Source organism: Cytobacillus gottheilii (assembly GCF_001636345.1).
GTDB classification, from domain to species: Bacteria; Bacillota; Bacilli; order Bacillales; family Cytobacillaceae; genus Cytobacillus; species Cytobacillus gottheilii.
The window spans coordinates 4435095-4451886 of record NZ_KV440945.1; the positions used below are offsets into that span (position 1 = coordinate 4435095).

Consider the following 16792-nt stretch of genomic DNA (forward strand, 5'->3'; position numbering starts at 1 on the left):
ATGTCTATCGATTTTTGGTCACCAGTCAGGCTATCCATTGAAATTGCTGCCGTTTCCAGTGTGATTGTTATCATCTTAGGGACGATATTTGCAAAGGTTTTAGCCCGAAAAAGATTTAAAGGTCAGATTGTCATCGAAACTCTTTTTCTATTGCCGCTTGTTCTTCCGCCAACTGTCATCGGCTTTTTGCTGATCTTGTTTTTCGGGCGAAATAGTCCGGCAGGGCAATTTATTGAGTTTTTGTTTGATCAGCCTCTTATTTTCACATGGTGGGCTGCGGTGATCTCGGCGGTTGTGGTTTCGTTTCCTCTTATGTATCAATCAGCAAAAGCTGGATTTGAGGGGATTGATTCTGATATTGAGGGAGCTGCAAGAGTAGATGGAGCTGGTGAATTCCGTCTTTTCTTTAATGTTTCCGTTCCCCTTGCCAGTAAAGCGCTTATGACAGGTGCGATATTAAGTTTTGCCAGAGCTCTGGGTGAATTTGGGGCAACACTTATGTTTGCAGGAAATATCCCCGGAAAAACACAGACGACATCGACAGCCATCTATTTAGCGATTGATGCGGGCAATATGCAAACGGCTTATCTTTGGGTCGCCTGCATGGTTGGTCTGTCATTTATCATGCTTTTGTTTATTCACCTGTTAAAAAAAGAACATGTCTGACCCCTCTAATAGTGATCAGACATGTTCTTTTTAATGCTTTCATCTGCAGCAGATTTTATTTTACAAAAATTTATTTATGGGATGGAAGCAGGATTGTAACAGAAGTTCCACAGCCTTCTTTGCTTTTCACCGTCATTTCCCCGCTGTTCTCTTTCATAAGCTTAAAACAGATTGTAAGGCCAATGCCTGTACCCTTTTCCTTGCTCGTATAGTAAGGCTCACCAATTCTGGACAGCCTTTGTTTATTGATTCCTTCTCCATTATCAATAATCCGAATCCGCACTTTTCCATCCCGTTCATCCATGATCATTTTAATCTTGCCGCCTTTAGAAATTGCCTCCAGGCTATTCTTTAAAATATTGATGATGACTTGTTTAAAATGAGATTTATCTATTTTAATATAGCAATCTTGTTTGAGCCGGTCATCAATATAGATGTTTTTATTTTGCTCCAAAGCAAGAGCGTGAAAAAGCATATGGATGCTGCGGATTTCATCTCTGACATATACTTCAATCTCCCCAGCTTGTCCCTGTTCGCGAGCCTCTGGCTTGCTTAAGATAAGCAATTCCTTTAACACCTCATTAATACGATCAATTTCATCCAGAAGAATATTTTCATAATTCGAGTCAGAATTATTTTCCTTTATTAATTGAATAAAACCTCTTATCGTCGTTAATGGATTGCGAATTTCATGGGCAACGCTAGCGGCCATTTCTCCTATAACTTTTAATTTTTCTGATGATAATAATACTTGTTCGTGACGTTTCTGTTCGGTAATATCAATTCCAAAGTAGATCTGATAGATTTCTGTTTTACTTTGCTGAAGCTCTCTTGTGCCCCAGCTTATATACCTGATCCTCCCTTTTGCATCCATATGTTTACTAGGCTGTTCAGGATTTAAATCCAGTATTTCTTTAACCTCTGGAAAATCTGAAAACTTAAACCCTATTAAATCGTTCACTTTAAAGCTGAAAAGTTCGCAGAAAGAGTCATTTACTTTAACAATGTTATTTTTCCCGCTCGTAACAAGCAAATAATTAGGATTAATATTCATAATCGCTTCCAGCAAATCACTTTGGCGGATCAGTTCTTTGTTCATTGAATGAATTTTAGATGATTGCATTTGAAAGAAACCGAAAAATAAAATGATCGCTGCAATAATCGAATTAAAACTGGAGAAAAACAAAGGAAAAAATGAAAAACCACTCATAATTCCATTAAACAAAATAAACATAGCCGCTATCATCAATTTTAAATAAAAGTTTCTATAGATTTTAATCTTTATTTGCAGTGATAGGATTGAAAGTATTGAAGTATTAATAAATATGAAAAAAGTATTGATGATAAACAAACTATTTAAGGGCCCATACACAGGCAACCAATGCGAAGGGGAGATCCCTTCAGCATGAACCAAATTATATGTTTCAATGCCGGCTTCTGTAAAATTAAAGAGATAAACGATTGTACTAAATCCAATCATTATATATAAGATCGATTTATTACAAAAACCCTTCATATGACTTAAGGAAGGTGTTTCTTGGACAAGATGATAACAGAAATAATACATCATTGGCATGAGAAAGATCGATCCGCCTCTAAGAATACGAAAAAGCAGATCAATGGTTTCTAATGATAATACACCGTTCGCATACAGGATCGAAACATCCATTTGCCAGGAAGAAAGCAGAAAGAGAAACACAGCCATCGCAATCGTTATATGTGTTTTTGGTGTAAAAAGCACGGCAATGGAAATGATTAATGGAATGGCTGAAACAAGTAAAAGTAAGATAAACTCCACTATACTCCTCCTTTCAGTAATATGTGCGCCTTGGTACGCTTTTTAAATTTGGCTTCAGGTTAAGATCATTCTATTCTACTATGTTAGTGACATAAATCGGGGAATCACCCCCTATTTTAATCATTTTTTTACATAAGGGCATAGGCTAGTGGATGCCATATATTCCAATAATCTGTAAAAAACTATATCACTGAACCATTAAGAGTGCAATCTGCCTTCTTTAGGATGGGAAACACAATTATTTTCACAATTAATTTGAACATGCTAACATAGAATGAAGAAATCATATTATATATAGGAGGGTTTAAAAAGATGGCAAAATACGCTGGATATATTGGTACATATACAAAAGGGGAGAGCAAAGGAATATATAAATTCACCCTGGATACTGAATTAAAGAAGCTAGACAATATTGAAGCAGCAGCTGAATTAGGCAATCCGACTTACTTAACGATCTCAGAAGATAACAGGCACTTGTATTCTGTGATTAAAGATAACGAAGATGGCGGGGTAGCTGCTTATTCAATAGATGAGAATGACCTCAGCTTACAACTTATAAACAGCCAAACTTCTGCAGGTTCACCTCCTTGTCATGTGAGCATTGATGAAGCTTTAAACCTTGTTCTGACAGCAAACTACCATAAAGGAACAGTTGAATCTTACTTAACAAATAACGACGGCTCCCTTCAGCCTGTAAGCTCTATTATGGAGCATAAAGGTTCTGGCCCTGACAGCAGACAAGAGAAGGCACATACCCATTACGCAGGGATGACACCTGACGGAAAATATGCAGCAGCAGTAGACCTTGGTACAGATGAACTTATCACCTATGAGGTACAAGAAGGGAAATTATCAAAGAAGTCCGTCTTCACATTCACACCTGGAAGCGGTCCGCGACATCTTGTCTTCCATGCGAATGGCAATATTGCTTATGTGATGACCGAATTTAGTTCTGAGGTTGTTGTGCTAAGCTATAATGCTGAGGATGGTTCTTTTACACAGCTGCAAGCCATTAAAACGATTCCTCAAGATTTTACGGAGAACAATCAAGGCAGTGCGATCCATTTGTCCTCTGACACCCGCTTCGTATACGCGGCCAATCGAGGTCATGACAGTATTGTTGTCTTTGCGATTGATGAAAATACAAACACATTAACGTTTGTTGAACATACTTCTACAAACGGAGAATGGCCGCGTGACTTTGTTCTCGACCCAAGCGAAAAATTCGTTGTTGCCAGCAATCAAAATTCCAGCAGCCTTTCCCTTTACAGCCGGGATGCTGAAACTGGAAAGCTGACTCTTCTTCAAAAAGATGTTGCAGTGCCTGATCCTGTTTGTGTGAAGTTTTTGCATGTAAAATAATGTTTCCCACAAGACACCCTTAATACGGTGTCTTTTTTTGATGGAGCTTCGGTTCTTTCATAAACGGACATGCATATATTTTATAAAGATAAAAAAAGGGGGATATCTACATTGAAACGTTTAATGCCGCTGCTCGGGGCTGCCGCAATCATATTGATCATCGCTTATTATGAAACTGCTTATTCCATAGAGGATGGAGCATTTAATGAGCAATATGATTATCCGCAAATACCTGTTGTTAATGAGAGCTCTGAAGAAGACGATGTCACTGTCTCTGCAAGCGAAGACAGCGATCCGTTGGCCGGATTAACTCCTGAGATCGAATTAAAATATGAAAGTGAAACAATTGAAGATGGGTATTTAGTTGAAACTCATCGGCAATACGAAGTGTATCGAGATCATAACAACCAAATCATTCAAAGTGTTCCCACCTCTCATTATGAATATATAAGATATAGAATTGAATAACAGGACATTTTCTCATGTATGAGTCTATTGACAAATAATATCCATTCCCGTATTGTTAAATTAATTAAAAACGGAAGGGTGAACCTGCTGACATGAAGTTATAATCCTATTTTTCGAAAACACGTTTATAAGGCTATTGGATACACTGGGCATATTTATGCTCTCTTCTGTCCTGCCTTTTAAACAACGTTTTCAGAATAGGATTGGCTTGATTCGGCAAACGTTAGAAAAAAGGGAGCAGTCTCTTTTTTGGCGTACACCTGTGCCTCCTATTCTGAATCCGGATAGGAGGCTTTTTTGTCTCCTCCAGTATGAAGGGATGGGGATGATTGAATGAAATTGCTTGAAGCAAATCATTTAAAGGTTTTTATAAAGGATCGGTTAATTATTGATGTTGAACACCTGCAGCTTCACAGCAAAGACAGGATCGGCATTGTTGGCAAAAACGGAAGCGGAAAAACTACTTTACTAGAGGTATTAGCAGAAAAACGCAAACCAGACAGCGGGGATATCCATTTGTTTACCTCTCCTGTTCTTCTGCCGCAAATCAAAAAAACAGATACAACCAAAAGCGGTGGCGAAGTAACACAGGAATATATTAAAGAAGCCATGCTGCAGAATCCTGAACTTTTATTAGCTGATGAACCGACAACAAATTTGGATACATCACACGTCGAATGGCTGGAAAAATTACTGTGTCATTGGCAGGGAGCTTTTATCATCGTCTCACATGACCGCGCCTTCCTTGACGCCCTTTGCACAACAATTTGGGAAGTAAGCGATGGAAAGGTAAAAGAATATAAAGGGAACTACTCTGACTATGTACAGCAGAAAGAGCTGGAAAGACTTGAGCACGAACGTGATTATGAGAAATATATACAAAAAAAGCGGCAGCTTGAAAATGCTTTAGAGGAAAAAATGAAGCGTGCGGACAGAGCAACGAAAAAACCAAAAAATGTGAGTCTCTCTGAAGCGAGCATTACAGGAGCAAAGCCCTATTTCGCCAAGAAGCAGAAAAAGATGCAAAAAACGGCAAAGTCCATTGAAACACGACTGGAGAAGCTCGAAACAGTAGAAAAATTAAAGGAGCAGACACCGATTAAAATGGTTCTTCCTAATGAGCGTTCTTTTAAAAATAAAATCATTATCCGAGCCGAAAACATTGAAGGAGCATTCGGATCACGTAAGCTCTGGTCGAAAAAGTCCTTTCATATTAAGGGCGGAGATAAAGTCGCTATTATTGGACCGAACGGTGCAGGAAAAACGACACTCTTGAAGAAATTGATTCATGGCAGTGATGGAATTACCGTGTCTCCTTCAGCTAAACTCGGCTATTTTAGCCAAAACCTGGATGTGCTTGATTTAAATCAATCCATTCTGGAAAACGTCAAGTCGACCTCTGTTCAAGATGAATCATTTGTGCGCACGGTTTTAGCTCGCCTTCACTTTTACAGAGATGATGTTTATAAATTAGCCGGCGTGCTGAGCGGCGGAGAACGTGTAAAGGTTGCATTGGCCAAATCGTTTGTCAGTAACATGAATACATTTATTTTAGATGAACCGACCAACTACCTGGATATTGATGCCGTTGAAGCGCTTGAGACACTTTTAGCTGAGTTCGAAGGCACTGTTATTTTTGTCTCGCATGACCGCCGATTTATTTCTAAAGTGGCACAAAGAATATTTGAACTAAAGGATGGCAGCCTTTTAATCTATGATGGTCATTATGACAGCTATAAAAATGACACACCAAAGAATTCACGTGACACATCCGAAGATCAGCTGCTCGTCCTAGGAACAAAAATATCTGAAATATTATCTCGCCTCAGCATAGAACCATCACCTGAGCTTGATGCAGAATTTCAAAAGCTTTTAAGAGAAAAAAGAGAATTGGAAAATAAAAAGAAATGATAAAAAGAAGCAGCCGATCTTTTGGCTGCTTTTTTCTGTTTAGCCAATCATTCTCACATATTGCCGTTTATTCTCATCACGAATAACCACTCCCCGTTCAGCTAAATCCTTTCGAAGCACTTTTGCCCTCTTCTGCTTCCCCCATTTGCGGACAGCAGCGCATTGACATCCTGCGGAAAATACGGGTCTATTATTATTTGAATCAAATTTAAGAGAATTACTATTAAAAAATTCACTTCTTCTAATTTCATGATATAGTAGTAAAAATATCATGTGATGAAACATAACATATTCTTAAGACAAGCGCAGAGGTAAAAGTCTGCAGCATGTTATAGAGTGCAGACTTTTTTCCAGGCGCTCCTACTTTGGAAATCTGCTATCGCTGTTCATACCCATTTCATCATACATTTCTAATCTTAAGAAAAAGTAAGTTCCGTCTTACTCAGTCTCAATTTTTTTGTAAAACACACTTTTTCGATAAATCATTCATTTAAAAGGAGGATTTACTTATATGGATCGTATTCAAAGAAGAATTGCCGTTGCCGGTGGAAGAGAGCCTGCTGATCTAGTCATCAAAAATGCGCGGATTGTAAATGTATTTAGCGGAGAAATTATCTCAGGAGATGTAGCCATTGCTGATGGCATTTTCGCAGGGGTTGGCGGAGAATATCAGGCAAAGAACATCTTAGATGCACAAAATAAGTACCTCAGCCCTTCCTTTATTGATGGTCACGTACATATAGAGTCGTCCATGGTCACACCAATTGAATTTGCCAAAATCCAGCTTTTGCACGGAGTAACAAGTGTCATTTGCGATCCTCATGAAATCGCGAATGTTTCCGGGAAAGCAGGAATTCAATTTATGCTCGACGCTGCCATGAATATCCCTTTTGACTGCCACTTTATGCTGCCTTCCTGCGTGCCAGCAACTCCATTTGAACATTCAGGTGCAGAGCTCTCCGCAGAGGATTTGCTTCCTTTTTATGATCATTCAAAAGTGCTGGGACTGGCAGAAGTCATGAATTACCCTGGTGTATTCAATACAGATGAAGGGTTAATGAAAAAAATCACCGATGCCCATCACCTTCATCGCAAAATAGACGGACATGCAGCTGGGTTAACGGGAAACCAGCTTGATGTATATATGGCAGCTGGAATTACAACCGATCATGAATGTACAACAGCAGATGAAGCTCTCGAGAGGCTTCGCAAAGGAATGTATGTCATGATTCGTGAGGGAACTGCAGCGAAAGAACTGAAAGAGGTTATTAAGGCTGTTAATACACGCAATTCAAGGCGCTTTCTATTTGTAACGGATGATAGACATTTGGATGATGTAATCACAGAAGGCGGAATTGACCATCTTGTTCGGATGGCGATCGAAGAAGGCATTGATCCAGTTACAGCCATTCAAATGGCATCTTTAAATAGTGCTGAATGCTTTGGCCTTGAAGGCTGCGGAGCCATTGCAGCCGGCTATAAAGCTGATTTTATTCTGACAGATAACCTGACAGAACTGCCGATTTCAGCTGTCTACAAAGACGGTATTTGTGTTGCTGCTCAAGGAGAGCTTGTCAATTTCCCAGAAGGAAACAAACTTTCTGCACCACAAGCATTATTAGATTCTGTGAAACTGCCGGCTTTAACACTAGACGATCTTCAAATTAAACTTGATGGCTCTTTGGCAAATGTTATTGAAATTATTCCTAACAGCATTATTACGAAGCACTTGATCACTGAGGTTGACACAAATTCTTCATTGTTTGTTCCATCTGTAAAAGAAGACCTTTTAAAGCTAGTTGTTATTGAAAGACATCATCAAACTGGTAATATTGGTCTTGGCATTATCAAGGGACTCTGTTTAGAAAAAGGAGCCATTGCAACAACGGTCAGCCATGACTCCCATAATGTAATGGTTGCAGGCACCTCTGACGAAGACATGCTTTTAGCATCTAAAGTCATTAGCGAAATGCAGGGCGGCTTAACTGTCGTATGTGATGGAGAAGTATTAGCAAAACTTGAACTGCCGATTTCAGGATTGCTGTCCCAGGGAACGTATGAAGAGGTAAATGAAAAACTTCTGAAGATCAACAGCGCCCTTAAAGAGATTAGCGGACAGCAGCATTTCAACCCGTTCCTGACGTTAAGCTTTCTTGCTCTGCCTGTTATTCCTGAGATTAAGCTGACCGACAAAGGCTTGTTCGATGTTCGCTCGTTTCAGCATCTTTCCGTTTCAGCCCGGAGTGCAGAATAGATTTTCTGCTGAAAAATAAAGGGATATCCAGTCTCTCCTTGATGGAGAAATTGGATATCCTTTTTGTTTTGTAGGCACTGAACCAGGAGAATCCTCCCCTTTGTTATGTCGGAAGCGGTTCGACATGTACATGCACATCATAAACTTCAAATTCATCGATCAGTTTGTTTTCAACAGTAGTAGATATATCGTGGGCATGCCCAATGTCGAGATGGGATTTAACAAATATGACAATATCAACGACCGTATTATTTCCATAGTTTCTTGCTCGAATATTCTTAACAGCCTCAACGCCATTCACTTGCATGATTAATTCTTTATATTCTTTTACCTCGTTTTCATCGAACCCATCTGTAAGCTGATGTGAAGCATCTCTGAAAATCTCCCATGCCGTTCTGCAAATAAGGAAACCGACTATAAAAGCAGTGACCGGGTCCAGCCATGCCAGACCAAATTGTGCGCCAATAATGCCGACAGCTGTTCCAATGCTGACCCATGCATCTGAAATATTATCTTTTGATGCCGCCAGGACAGCTTGGCTATCAATTTCTCCAGCCAGCTTTTTATTGTATCGATAAACAAAGTACATAACAGCAGCACTGAAAATTCCTGTCCATGCAGCAATCATATCTGGCGTTTCATTCTTTCCCTCTAATAAGGAATTTCCCGCTCCAATCAGCACTTGTATTCCAACTGTTATCATAATAAAGGAAGCTGTTAAGGAGGCAACATTTTCAGCCTTCCAATGACCATAGGCATGATTTTTATCAGCTGGCTTCCTTGAAATTCTCAATCCAATAAGAACGGCTACGGAAGCAATGATATCAGTTGCGTTATTGAGTCCATCTGCTTTTAATGCTTCAGAACCAGAAATAATCCCGACAATTAGTTTGAGAGAAGATAGGCAAATATAAGCGGCAATACTAATCATTGCCCCTCTTTCTCCCCTTTTTAAATTTTGGTACTTCCTTTCATTCATGATTTATTCCTCCAATCGAAATGCAATTATTGGCATAGCAGAAGGTAGTTAGTGGCGTCTAAGGCCCCCTTTTACCTTCTTTTACGAATGTAAGGAAAGGAAAAGTAGTTCAGTATTTTTGGCTTGTTCCTTTATTATGTTATGAAAGAAAAGTTAAAATTGCTTGACCATCTTTTTGCTTTCCATAAGAAAATATTATTTCCATAGATGTTATTTTTACACCTCTTCTTTCCAAGCTTTTTTCAGTGTTTTTCTAAAAATGGCATTAAAATCCTCCGTATAATTGCCAGGGTTTGCTGTTCTCTTTTTTGCTTCAGTTAGCAAACGCGAAAGCTCTTGTTTCGCATAATCACTAAATAATGAAAGACTGTTCTCAAACCCTTCCTGATCTCTGGCAAGTAATTTTCTCCCTATTTGATTCAGATCATCCCCTAGGTTAAGCTCCTGTAATTGGAGCTGGACATTCAGAGGCGGAAAGGTTTGCTTTTCTTCAATCCACTTCGCAGCGAGCAGCGGTCTAAGTATATTGATCCAATTTTTCAGATGAAAGTCTGTTCTGTTTACAGCGTTCTTCAAATTTCCTTCTGCCATTTTTATATAATGAAAGAGACATGTGTGAGGAGACAAAATGGTATTTGTACACCCTCTCATCTCATCTGCAGTCCCAAATTTTTCAACGTAAACAGTCGGTGAATGCAGCCATTCCAAGAAGGATGGGTTTGATTTCCGCAGCATCTTTAGCGCTTTTGTCAGATCCCAGCCAACAAAATCCAGCAGATGATGGGGTGTCTGCTCCATAACATCCCGCTTCTCACCAATCCCTATCGGATCTATGCTCAAGTAGTAATCTGGATGATGTATATAAACAAACCGGACATCATAATCACTGTTTGAACCTGAATACCCCCATACTCGGCTGCCGGATTCGCATGCATAGATAATCTTCACAAAATTATCTTCTTCAATCTTATTTAAATATCTTATTATTTCACTTCGCATTTCGGTTCTCCATTTTCGTATAAATTTAAGGTGACTACAAGATTTTTCTTTTTATCAATTAAATCTCCCTATTTTCGTTTATATTTATAATATAAACATAAATGGGAAGGGCGATGTATATGTACGAGCTGAAAACGAAAGAGACGGATCACAGTGTCACCCAGTTTATTGAAAGTGTTGAAAGTGAGAAGAAGAAACAAGATGCCTATGAACTGCTCGATATTTTTACAGAAACGACAGGCTATGAAGCAAAAATGTGGGGAACAAGCATAATCGGATTTGGCTCTTATCATTATAAATATGCTACCGGACATGAAGGAGATGCAGCACTTGTCGGCTTTTCACCGCGCAAAGCAAAAATCAGTTTATACTTTGCTCCTGGCGAGACAGAGAGAGATGAGTTATTGAAGAAGTTTGGCAAACATACAACAGGCAAAGCATGTGTTTATATTAATAAGCTGGACGATGTTGACCGTGAAGTTTTGAAAGAATTGATTGTGGCATCTATAAAATGTCTTAGAGAACGTTATCCAAATTAATATATAAAAGCAGAAATGAGTGATCAGAGCTTATTTCTGCTTTTTTCATTTGAAAGACAACTAGCCAAAGCTTTAATAAGGAAAAATAATGGTCGATAAATACACAACGATAGACACTGAAAACCCGCTCAATAGGGTGGTGATTAATACGGTTTGAGCAGCCACATCCGGGTTCACATCATATTCCAGTGCTAAGGTAGCACTATTTCTTGAGGTCGGCAAGGCGCTGGCAACGAGCAATGACTGGGCAATGACCCCATCGATCCCAAGCAGAAAAATAATGCCCATAGCCACTGCTGGAGATATGATTAAACGTGTGAAGCAAGTGCTAATGACTGCTATATTTACCGACTTAACTTTTATATTGGCAAGTTGTGCACCAAGTATAATTAAAGCGATTGCCATAAAGCCATCCGCCAGATATTGAATAGGTGTAAGGAGGAAAGAAGGCGGGTTTACTTCAAACCCATTAAGGAGAGCTCCCAATAGGGCAGCATATATTAACGGAAGCTTCAAAAATGTTTTGATAATATTCCAGCCGGATTTTGTCGCTGCAATGAGGTTATAAAGTCCGTATGTATAGGTCATAAGGTTTTGAAAAAGAAGAACAATGATTTGAATAGAGGTACCGACTGGGTTGGCTGAGAAAAGCATTTGACTGACAGGCAGTCCATAGTTGCCTGAATTCATTAAACTAATGCCATTCTTCAAGATGGCAGCATCATTTCTTTCAAGCTTCAAAGCACGGCTCCACCCTATGCCAATCAGCATCATTGTCAGTGTAAACAGGAAAAGATACAGAGCGACCTCTACTAAAAGCTGCATGTTAAAGTCGGTTTGATAAATATTCATAAAAATAGCTGCAGGCATCAATCCATACGTCATTAAATGACTTAATGATTTTAAATCAAAATTGAATTTCCTCTGTAAAAACAAACCTAATAGCAAAAGCAATAAAATGGGAGCAATAATATTCAAAAAAATTTCTGCCATAACCATCACCGGAGCACCACCATTCAGTTATTTACCTCTGCAGTATATTCCTCCAGTAAATACTTGTAAAATATGAATTTATTATAATGTACTATTAGTATTGCTTATGAAGTGGTTTCCTGCTGTCCATCATCTACACTTTTATTCAATAAACTAAAAAAATCCATACCAGTTTCCCAGTATGGATTAATACTTAATTTACCTCAACCACTGTATTCGTCTCGGCCGCTTTTATTATCGCTAGTATAACCTGCAGAGATAATAAGCCATCTTCTCCCGTGACGGGTACATGTTCATCATGCTGCAGACTTTCCAGAAAAGCATCAATGACACCGCTGACACTTTGATTCTCATTTGTCTGTATACCTTCGATCTCGTACCTTATCTTTTCTCCTGCATGAGAAATCAGCTCCAGTTGATAGGCTGGATCATGATAGATTTTCAGGATTCCCTTTTCACAATATAAAATAGTGCTGTTATCCTCTTCTCCGTAATAAGTCCAAGAAAAGGATCCTGTACCGATGACACCCTTCCTCGTTTTCAGCGAGCATACAATATTATCACAAACTTCAATCGGTTTGTCAGATTCGTCTTTTTTATGAAGAGCACCCATGAATGAACTCACGTCTGTAATTTGATCGTCCAGCAAATAATGAATAAGATCGATCTTATGGACGCCAAGATCACCCGCCACTCCCAAGCCGGATCGATCCTTTTTAAAAAACCAAGTGGAATTGGTTTTATTGATACCCCAGCTTTCAGGACCGCCATGCCCAAAGGTAGTTCGGAATGTTAATACCTTTCCAAGTTTCCCGCTGCTGATAATCTCCTTTGCCTCTTGATGTGCTTTTGTAAAGCGCTGATTATGAGCAATCATCAGTTTTTTCCCTGTTTCGTCTCTTGTACGTATCATATTTCTTGCTTCATCTACCTCTAGAGAAAGGGGCTTTTCGCACAATACATGCTTTCCGCTTAACAGGGCGCTTACCGTATCTTTCTCATGATTTTCATTTGAGGAGCATACACTAATTGCTTCAACACTTGGGTCTTCCAGCAGATCTTCTAATGAATAGGCTGCTCTGCCCTTAAACTGTTTTGCTAATGCTTCTGCTCTTTCTGGATTTCGATCATAAAAAACAATTTCATTCACATATGGATTAGCACCATATTCAGGTGCATGCCGATTTTTTGCAATGGATCCGCAGCCAATAATCCCCACGTTGATTCCCATTCAGCATTCCTCCTATTCTCTTTTTTGAAATACAACCGCCACAATTATTATCGCTCCTTTTACAAACCCTTGCAGGTGCGGAGAGACATTCATTAGATTCATCATATTATTTAGGATACCTAATATTAAAACCCCAAAGAAAGTACCAATGACTTTCCCGCGGCCACCCGTCATTCTTGTTCCCCCAATAATAACTGCTGCAATAGCGTCAAGCTCATATTGCATGCCAGAGCTTGAGGATGAAATAGAATTCAAACGTGATGTTTCAATGATTGCTGCCACACTCACAAGCAGTCCTGCAAGACTATATACAGCGATTTTCACCCGATCTACTCTTATAGCTGAAAGCAGTGCCGCTTTTTCATTGCTTCCAAGCGCGTAAACATGACGGCCAAAGCTTGTTTTGTGCATAAGCATATACACCAATACGGCCATTAAAATAAAGATAATAATTGGTACATCAATAACCCAAAGTTCAGTGTTGGCAATCGCTGTAAAGCCTGACACTTCGCCTGAGATACTCCCGCCTTCTGCAATGTATAAGGCAATTGATCTGGCACCAGCCATCATTCCGAGCGTGGCAATAAAGGAGGCAATCTTCCCTTTCGCAACTAATAATCCATTCAATAGACCAATAATGACGCCCGAGGCTAAAGCAGTCAATATCCCAACTAGTATACTTCCAGTGGCATTCAGCGCAAGGACTGTAAGAACGCCGACTAAAGCAAGAACCGATCCTACCGATAAATCAATACCGCCGGACAGCATAACCACTGTCATACCGAGAGCAACAATTCCAATAATAGAAACCTGCATTAATATGTTCAGCTGATTATTAATATCTAAAAATCTTGGACTCACAATGGCAGCTAAAATAAAAATAATGACAAAAGCAATAATAACGCTATATTCTGACCAAATCCATGTAAGACGTGATTTTGCACTTCCCATGGCAGATCCTTGCTTGGCGGGTTCTTTTAATTCTGGATTAGCCAATCTGTTCATCCTCCCTTTTTGCTCCTGTAGCATAGCTCATGATCATATCCTCTGTGGCTCTATTTCCATTAAATGAGGATACGATTTCTCCTTGATACATAACATATATGCGCTGGCAGAGCCTAAGAATCTCAGGTGCTTCTGAGGATAAAATAATGATCGCTTTCCCCATCGCTGCTAACGCGAGAATTTGCTCATAGATCTCCTGCTTTGCTCCAACATCAATTCCCTGTGTAGGATTATCGAAAATGAGGATATCAGGGTCTGCCTCCAGCCACTTTGCCAGCATTACCTTTTGCTGATTTCCTCCGCTAAGCTTATCGATCGTAATATTCGGATCATGAACTTTAATATTCAGTAAATCCTTATAATATCTGAATCGCTTTCTCTCAAGGCTTTGGTCCAGCAGTCCATTTCTATTAAACTTGGATAATGATGAAAGACTCATATTATGAATAACACTTAAGTCTTTGATTATGGCATTCTCTTTTCGGTTTTTTGGAACAAAACCAATTTTCGCTTTGACAGCCTTTTGCGGATGATCTATTTTTAACACTTGGCCGCGAACCTTAATTTGCCCCGTGTATTTTTTTCGATAGCCAAAAATACTTTCAAACAGCTCTGTTCTTCCATCTCCAGCAAGACCCGTAAATCCTACTACTTCTCCGGCTTTCACGGAAAAATTTATATTTTTGTATAACCCTTCAGTGCTTAAGTTATTTACCTCTAACAGAACAGTATCCTGAATTTCCTTGTGTTCAAACCGTTCATTCGAGATCGCCTTCCCTACCATTAGCTTTGTAATTTGATCCAGTTTAAATTCCTTCACAATTCCTGCGCCTGCAAGCTCTCCATCGCGCAGTACGGTAAAACGATCGCAGATTTCTTCAATCTCTTTAAGCTTATGGGAAATATAAATAATGGAAACGCCAGTCTCCTTTAGATTTCGAATAAAAGTGAACAGCCGCTCTACCTCATGATCAGCGAGCGAGGAGGTTGGTTCATCCATGATAATCAGTTCTGATTTATGAAGTAATGATTTCGCTATTTCAATAAATTGCTTATAAGAATTATCGAGTTCCCGGACATAACTTTTCGGATGAATATCCACTCCAAGCCGTCCTAAAATATCGGCAGTCTGTCTGCACATTTCCTCAACATGCAAAAAGCCAAATTTATTTTTAATCTCTGTTCCTAAAAACAAATTCTCATAAACCATTAAATCAGGGACAACGTTTAATTCTTGATGGATAAAGCTGACTCCGTTTGCTTTTGATTCACGTGGATCGGACATTTTCACATCGCGTCCTTCTATTGTAATGCTTCCGGAATCAGGCTGATGAACTCCTCCTAATATATTCATAAGCGTTGATTTGCCGGCCCCATTTTCTCCAAGCAGTGCATGAACCTCGCCTTTTTGAACCTGAAGTGAAACACCTTTAAGCACCTTGACTCCATTAAAAGATTTTTTAATATTTCTCATTTCTAAGTAGACTTTATTCTCCATTTTCTCACCCCTTCACTTTGACAATAGGCAAAGCAGCGGAAGGAAACGTTTTCACATTTCCCTCCTCATTTATTAAAACTTTGAATCAGGATTGTAGAACTCATCAGCATTTTCTTTTGTAACCTGTGTAGCCTCTTTAACAACCATTGCTTCTGAAGGATCTTCACCCTTTGCAATATCCCCTGCGATCACAACCGCGTCCTTCACCATTGTTGGCGAATAAAGGAATGTTGCTTTAATTAAGCCGTCCTCTTTCATATTCTCAAATACTTCCTTAGCACCGCCTGCACCAGTAACAAATTGAATATCTGTTCTGCCTGCCTCTTTAATTGCCTGAATAACACCTAAAGCCATTCCATCATCCTGCGTGAACACAGCATCAATCTCAGGATGTGCCTGAAGGATGTTCTGCATAACAGTTAGAGATTTTTCTGTGGAGAAATCACCGCTCTGTGAGGCGATCACTTCAATTCCTTCTTCACTTTCCATTGCTTCTTTAAAGCCTGCTCCGCGCTGCTCAGTTACAGAACTAGGCGGTCCTGTGATTTCAACCACTTTTCCTTCTCCGCCTAACTGTTCAACAAAGTACTTTCCTGCATTTACGCCGATTCCTTCATTGTCGCCTTTTACGACTACTGTTGCCGCATCATTTTCTAATTCTCTATCCACGATGACAAGCGGAATTCCAGCATCTTTGATCTTTTGCCCAACAGGTGTTAAGGCAGCTGATTCAATCGGAAGCATAACAATAACATCAACTTCCTGAGATATAAGATCATCCACATCATTGGCCTGTTTATTCGGATCTGCAGCATTTGTTATCACATAATCAATGTTTTCACTTTCTTTTAACTCTTTTGCCTGGTTCTCAGCTTCCTCAATTAACGCTCCCATCCAACCATGTGTAGCGGAAGGTAGAGAAATCCCAATTTTCAAACTTTTTTCACCGTCAGTTTCTCCGTTGCCGTCTCCACTGCCTTCTTCACTGCACGCCGCAAGAATCGTTAGTAAAAAAACAGTCAGTCCAATCATTAATAAGCGTTTCAAGCGATCCACCCCTTTTTTAGTTTTACATCATGCCGCCATAAT

At 39.4% G+C, this 16792-nt stretch carries 15 protein-coding genes; 6 read left to right on the forward strand and 9 right to left on the reverse strand.

The window, feature by feature from the left end; translation table 11 throughout:
* Nucleotides 1-666 (forward strand): molybdate ABC transporter permease subunit, encoded by a 666-nt coding sequence (modB, locus tag A6754_RS21490; RefSeq protein WP_066450817.1) that lies wholly within the window; start codon nt 1-3, stop codon nt 664-666.
* Nucleotides 667-736: 70 nt separating this feature from the next.
* On the opposite strand, the gene A6754_RS21495 is transcribed toward modB, so the two are convergent.
* Nucleotides 737-2464 carry an ATP-binding protein gene (locus A6754_RS21495; protein ID WP_066450820.1) on the reverse strand — a complete coding sequence of 576 codons (1728 nt, stop codon included), beginning with the start codon at nt 2462-2464 and terminating at the stop codon, nt 737-739.
* A gap of 312 nt (nt 2465-2776) precedes the next feature.
* On the opposite strand from A6754_RS21495, the gene A6754_RS21500 reads away from it, so the two are divergent.
* The 3 genes from A6754_RS21500 to A6754_RS21510 all read left to right on the forward strand — a co-directional run bounded on the left by A6754_RS21500 (nt 2777) and on the right by A6754_RS21510 (nt 6205).
* Nucleotides 2777-3826, forward strand: a complete 1050-nt coding sequence (locus A6754_RS21500) for a lactonase family protein (protein WP_066450823.1) — start codon at nt 2777-2779, stop codon at nt 3824-3826.
* Between the two features lie 111 nt (nt 3827-3937).
* Complete coding sequence (locus A6754_RS21505; protein ID WP_066450833.1) at nt 3938-4294, forward strand: hypothetical protein; 357 nt, start codon at nt 3938-3940, stop codon at nt 4292-4294.
* A gap of 333 nt (nt 4295-4627) precedes the next feature.
* The gene (locus tag A6754_RS21510) at nt 4628-6205 is read left to right on the forward strand and encodes a Vga family ABC-F type ribosomal protection protein (protein WP_066450835.1); all 1578 of its coding nucleotides are present in this window, start codon (nt 4628-4630) and stop codon (nt 6203-6205) included.
* A gap of 39 nt (nt 6206-6244) precedes the next feature.
* Here A6754_RS21510 and A6754_RS23435 read toward each other — a convergent pair whose 3' ends face one another.
* On the reverse strand, nt 6245-6490 hold the full coding sequence (locus A6754_RS23435; RefSeq protein ID WP_442874021.1) for a CysS/YqeB C-terminal domain-containing protein: 246 nt from the start codon (nt 6488-6490) through the stop codon (nt 6245-6247).
* Between the two features lie 226 nt (nt 6491-6716).
* On the opposite strand from A6754_RS23435, the gene ade reads away from it, so the two are divergent.
* Nucleotides 6717-8459 (forward strand): adenine deaminase, encoded by a 1743-nt coding sequence (gene ade, locus A6754_RS21515; protein ID WP_066450837.1) that lies wholly within the window; start codon nt 6717-6719, stop codon nt 8457-8459.
* 103 nt (nt 8460-8562) lie between these two features.
* Here ade and A6754_RS21520 read toward each other — a convergent pair whose 3' ends face one another.
* Nucleotides 8563-9438 carry a cation diffusion facilitator family transporter gene (locus A6754_RS21520; protein WP_066450840.1) on the reverse strand — a complete coding sequence of 292 codons (876 nt, stop codon included), beginning with the start codon at nt 9436-9438 and terminating at the stop codon, nt 8563-8565.
* A gap of 216 nt (nt 9439-9654) precedes the next feature.
* Nucleotides 9655-10437 carry a nucleotidyltransferase domain-containing protein gene (locus A6754_RS21525; RefSeq protein WP_066450843.1) on the reverse strand — a complete coding sequence of 261 codons (783 nt, stop codon included), beginning with the start codon at nt 10435-10437 and terminating at the stop codon, nt 9655-9657.
* A gap of 119 nt (nt 10438-10556) precedes the next feature.
* Between A6754_RS21525 and A6754_RS21530 the strand changes: the two genes are divergently transcribed.
* Nucleotides 10557-10976, forward strand: a complete 420-nt coding sequence (locus tag A6754_RS21530) for a DUF1801 domain-containing protein (RefSeq protein WP_066450845.1) — start codon at nt 10557-10559, stop codon at nt 10974-10976.
* A gap of 72 nt (nt 10977-11048) precedes the next feature.
* On the opposite strand, the gene A6754_RS21535 is transcribed toward A6754_RS21530, so the two are convergent.
* The 5 genes from A6754_RS21535 to A6754_RS21555 form a co-directional block, all read right to left on the reverse strand.
* Nucleotides 11049-11978, reverse strand: coding sequence for an AEC family transporter (locus A6754_RS21535; RefSeq protein WP_066450848.1), 930 nt, complete (start codon nt 11976-11978; stop codon nt 11049-11051).
* A 184-nt stretch (nt 11979-12162) separates the two neighbouring features.
* On the reverse strand, nt 12163-13200 hold the full coding sequence (locus A6754_RS21540; RefSeq protein WP_066450851.1) for a Gfo/Idh/MocA family protein: 1038 nt from the start codon (nt 13198-13200) through the stop codon (nt 12163-12165).
* 12 nt (nt 13201-13212) lie between these two features.
* Complete coding sequence (locus A6754_RS21545; RefSeq protein WP_257298934.1) at nt 13213-14196, reverse strand: ABC transporter permease; 984 nt, start codon at nt 14194-14196, stop codon at nt 13213-13215.
* Nucleotides 14189-15703, reverse strand: a complete 1515-nt coding sequence (locus A6754_RS21550) for a sugar ABC transporter ATP-binding protein (RefSeq protein WP_066450854.1) — start codon at nt 15701-15703, stop codon at nt 14189-14191. The genes A6754_RS21545 and A6754_RS21550 overlap by 8 nt, the downstream gene beginning before the upstream one ends.
* Nucleotides 15704-15775: 72 nt before the next feature.
* A complete protein-coding gene (locus A6754_RS21555) occupies nt 15776-16759 on the reverse strand; it encodes a substrate-binding domain-containing protein (RefSeq protein ID WP_367659952.1) in 984 nt (327 codons plus the stop codon).
* Nucleotides 16760-16792 lie beyond the last annotated feature (33 nt).

Bases quoted from the DNA above. Each gene is read 5' to 3' on its own strand.
- A6754_RS21550 (WP_066450854.1), bottom strand. From the start codon at position 15,703: ATGGAGAATAAAGTCTACTTAGAAATGAGAAATATTAAAAAATCTTTT.
- A6754_RS23435 (WP_442874021.1), bottom strand. From the start codon at position 6,490: ATGTTTCATCACATGATATTTTTACTACTATATCATGAAATTAGAAGA.
- A6754_RS21510 (WP_066450835.1), top strand. From the start codon at position 4,628: ATGAAATTGCTTGAAGCAAATCATTTAAAGGTTTTTATAAAGGATCGG.
- A6754_RS21525 (WP_066450843.1), bottom strand. From the start codon at position 10,437: ATGCGAAGTGAAATAATAAGATATTTAAATAAGATTGAAGAAGATAAT.
- A6754_RS21530 (WP_066450845.1), top strand. From the start codon at position 10,557: ATGTACGAGCTGAAAACGAAAGAGACGGATCACAGTGTCACCCAGTTT.
- A6754_RS21500 (WP_066450823.1), top strand. From the start codon at position 2,777: ATGGCAAAATACGCTGGATATATTGGTACATATACAAAAGGGGAGAGC.
- A6754_RS21520 (WP_066450840.1), bottom strand. From the start codon at position 9,438: ATGAATGAAAGGAAGTACCAAAATTTAAAAAGGGGAGAAAGAGGGGCA.
- A6754_RS21540 (WP_066450851.1), bottom strand. From the start codon at position 13,200: ATGGGAATCAACGTGGGGATTATTGGCTGCGGATCCATTGCAAAAAAT.
- modB (WP_066450817.1), top strand. From the start codon at position 1: ATGTCTATCGATTTTTGGTCACCAGTCAGGCTATCCATTGAAATTGCT.
- ade (WP_066450837.1), top strand. From the start codon at position 6,717: ATGGATCGTATTCAAAGAAGAATTGCCGTTGCCGGTGGAAGAGAGCCT.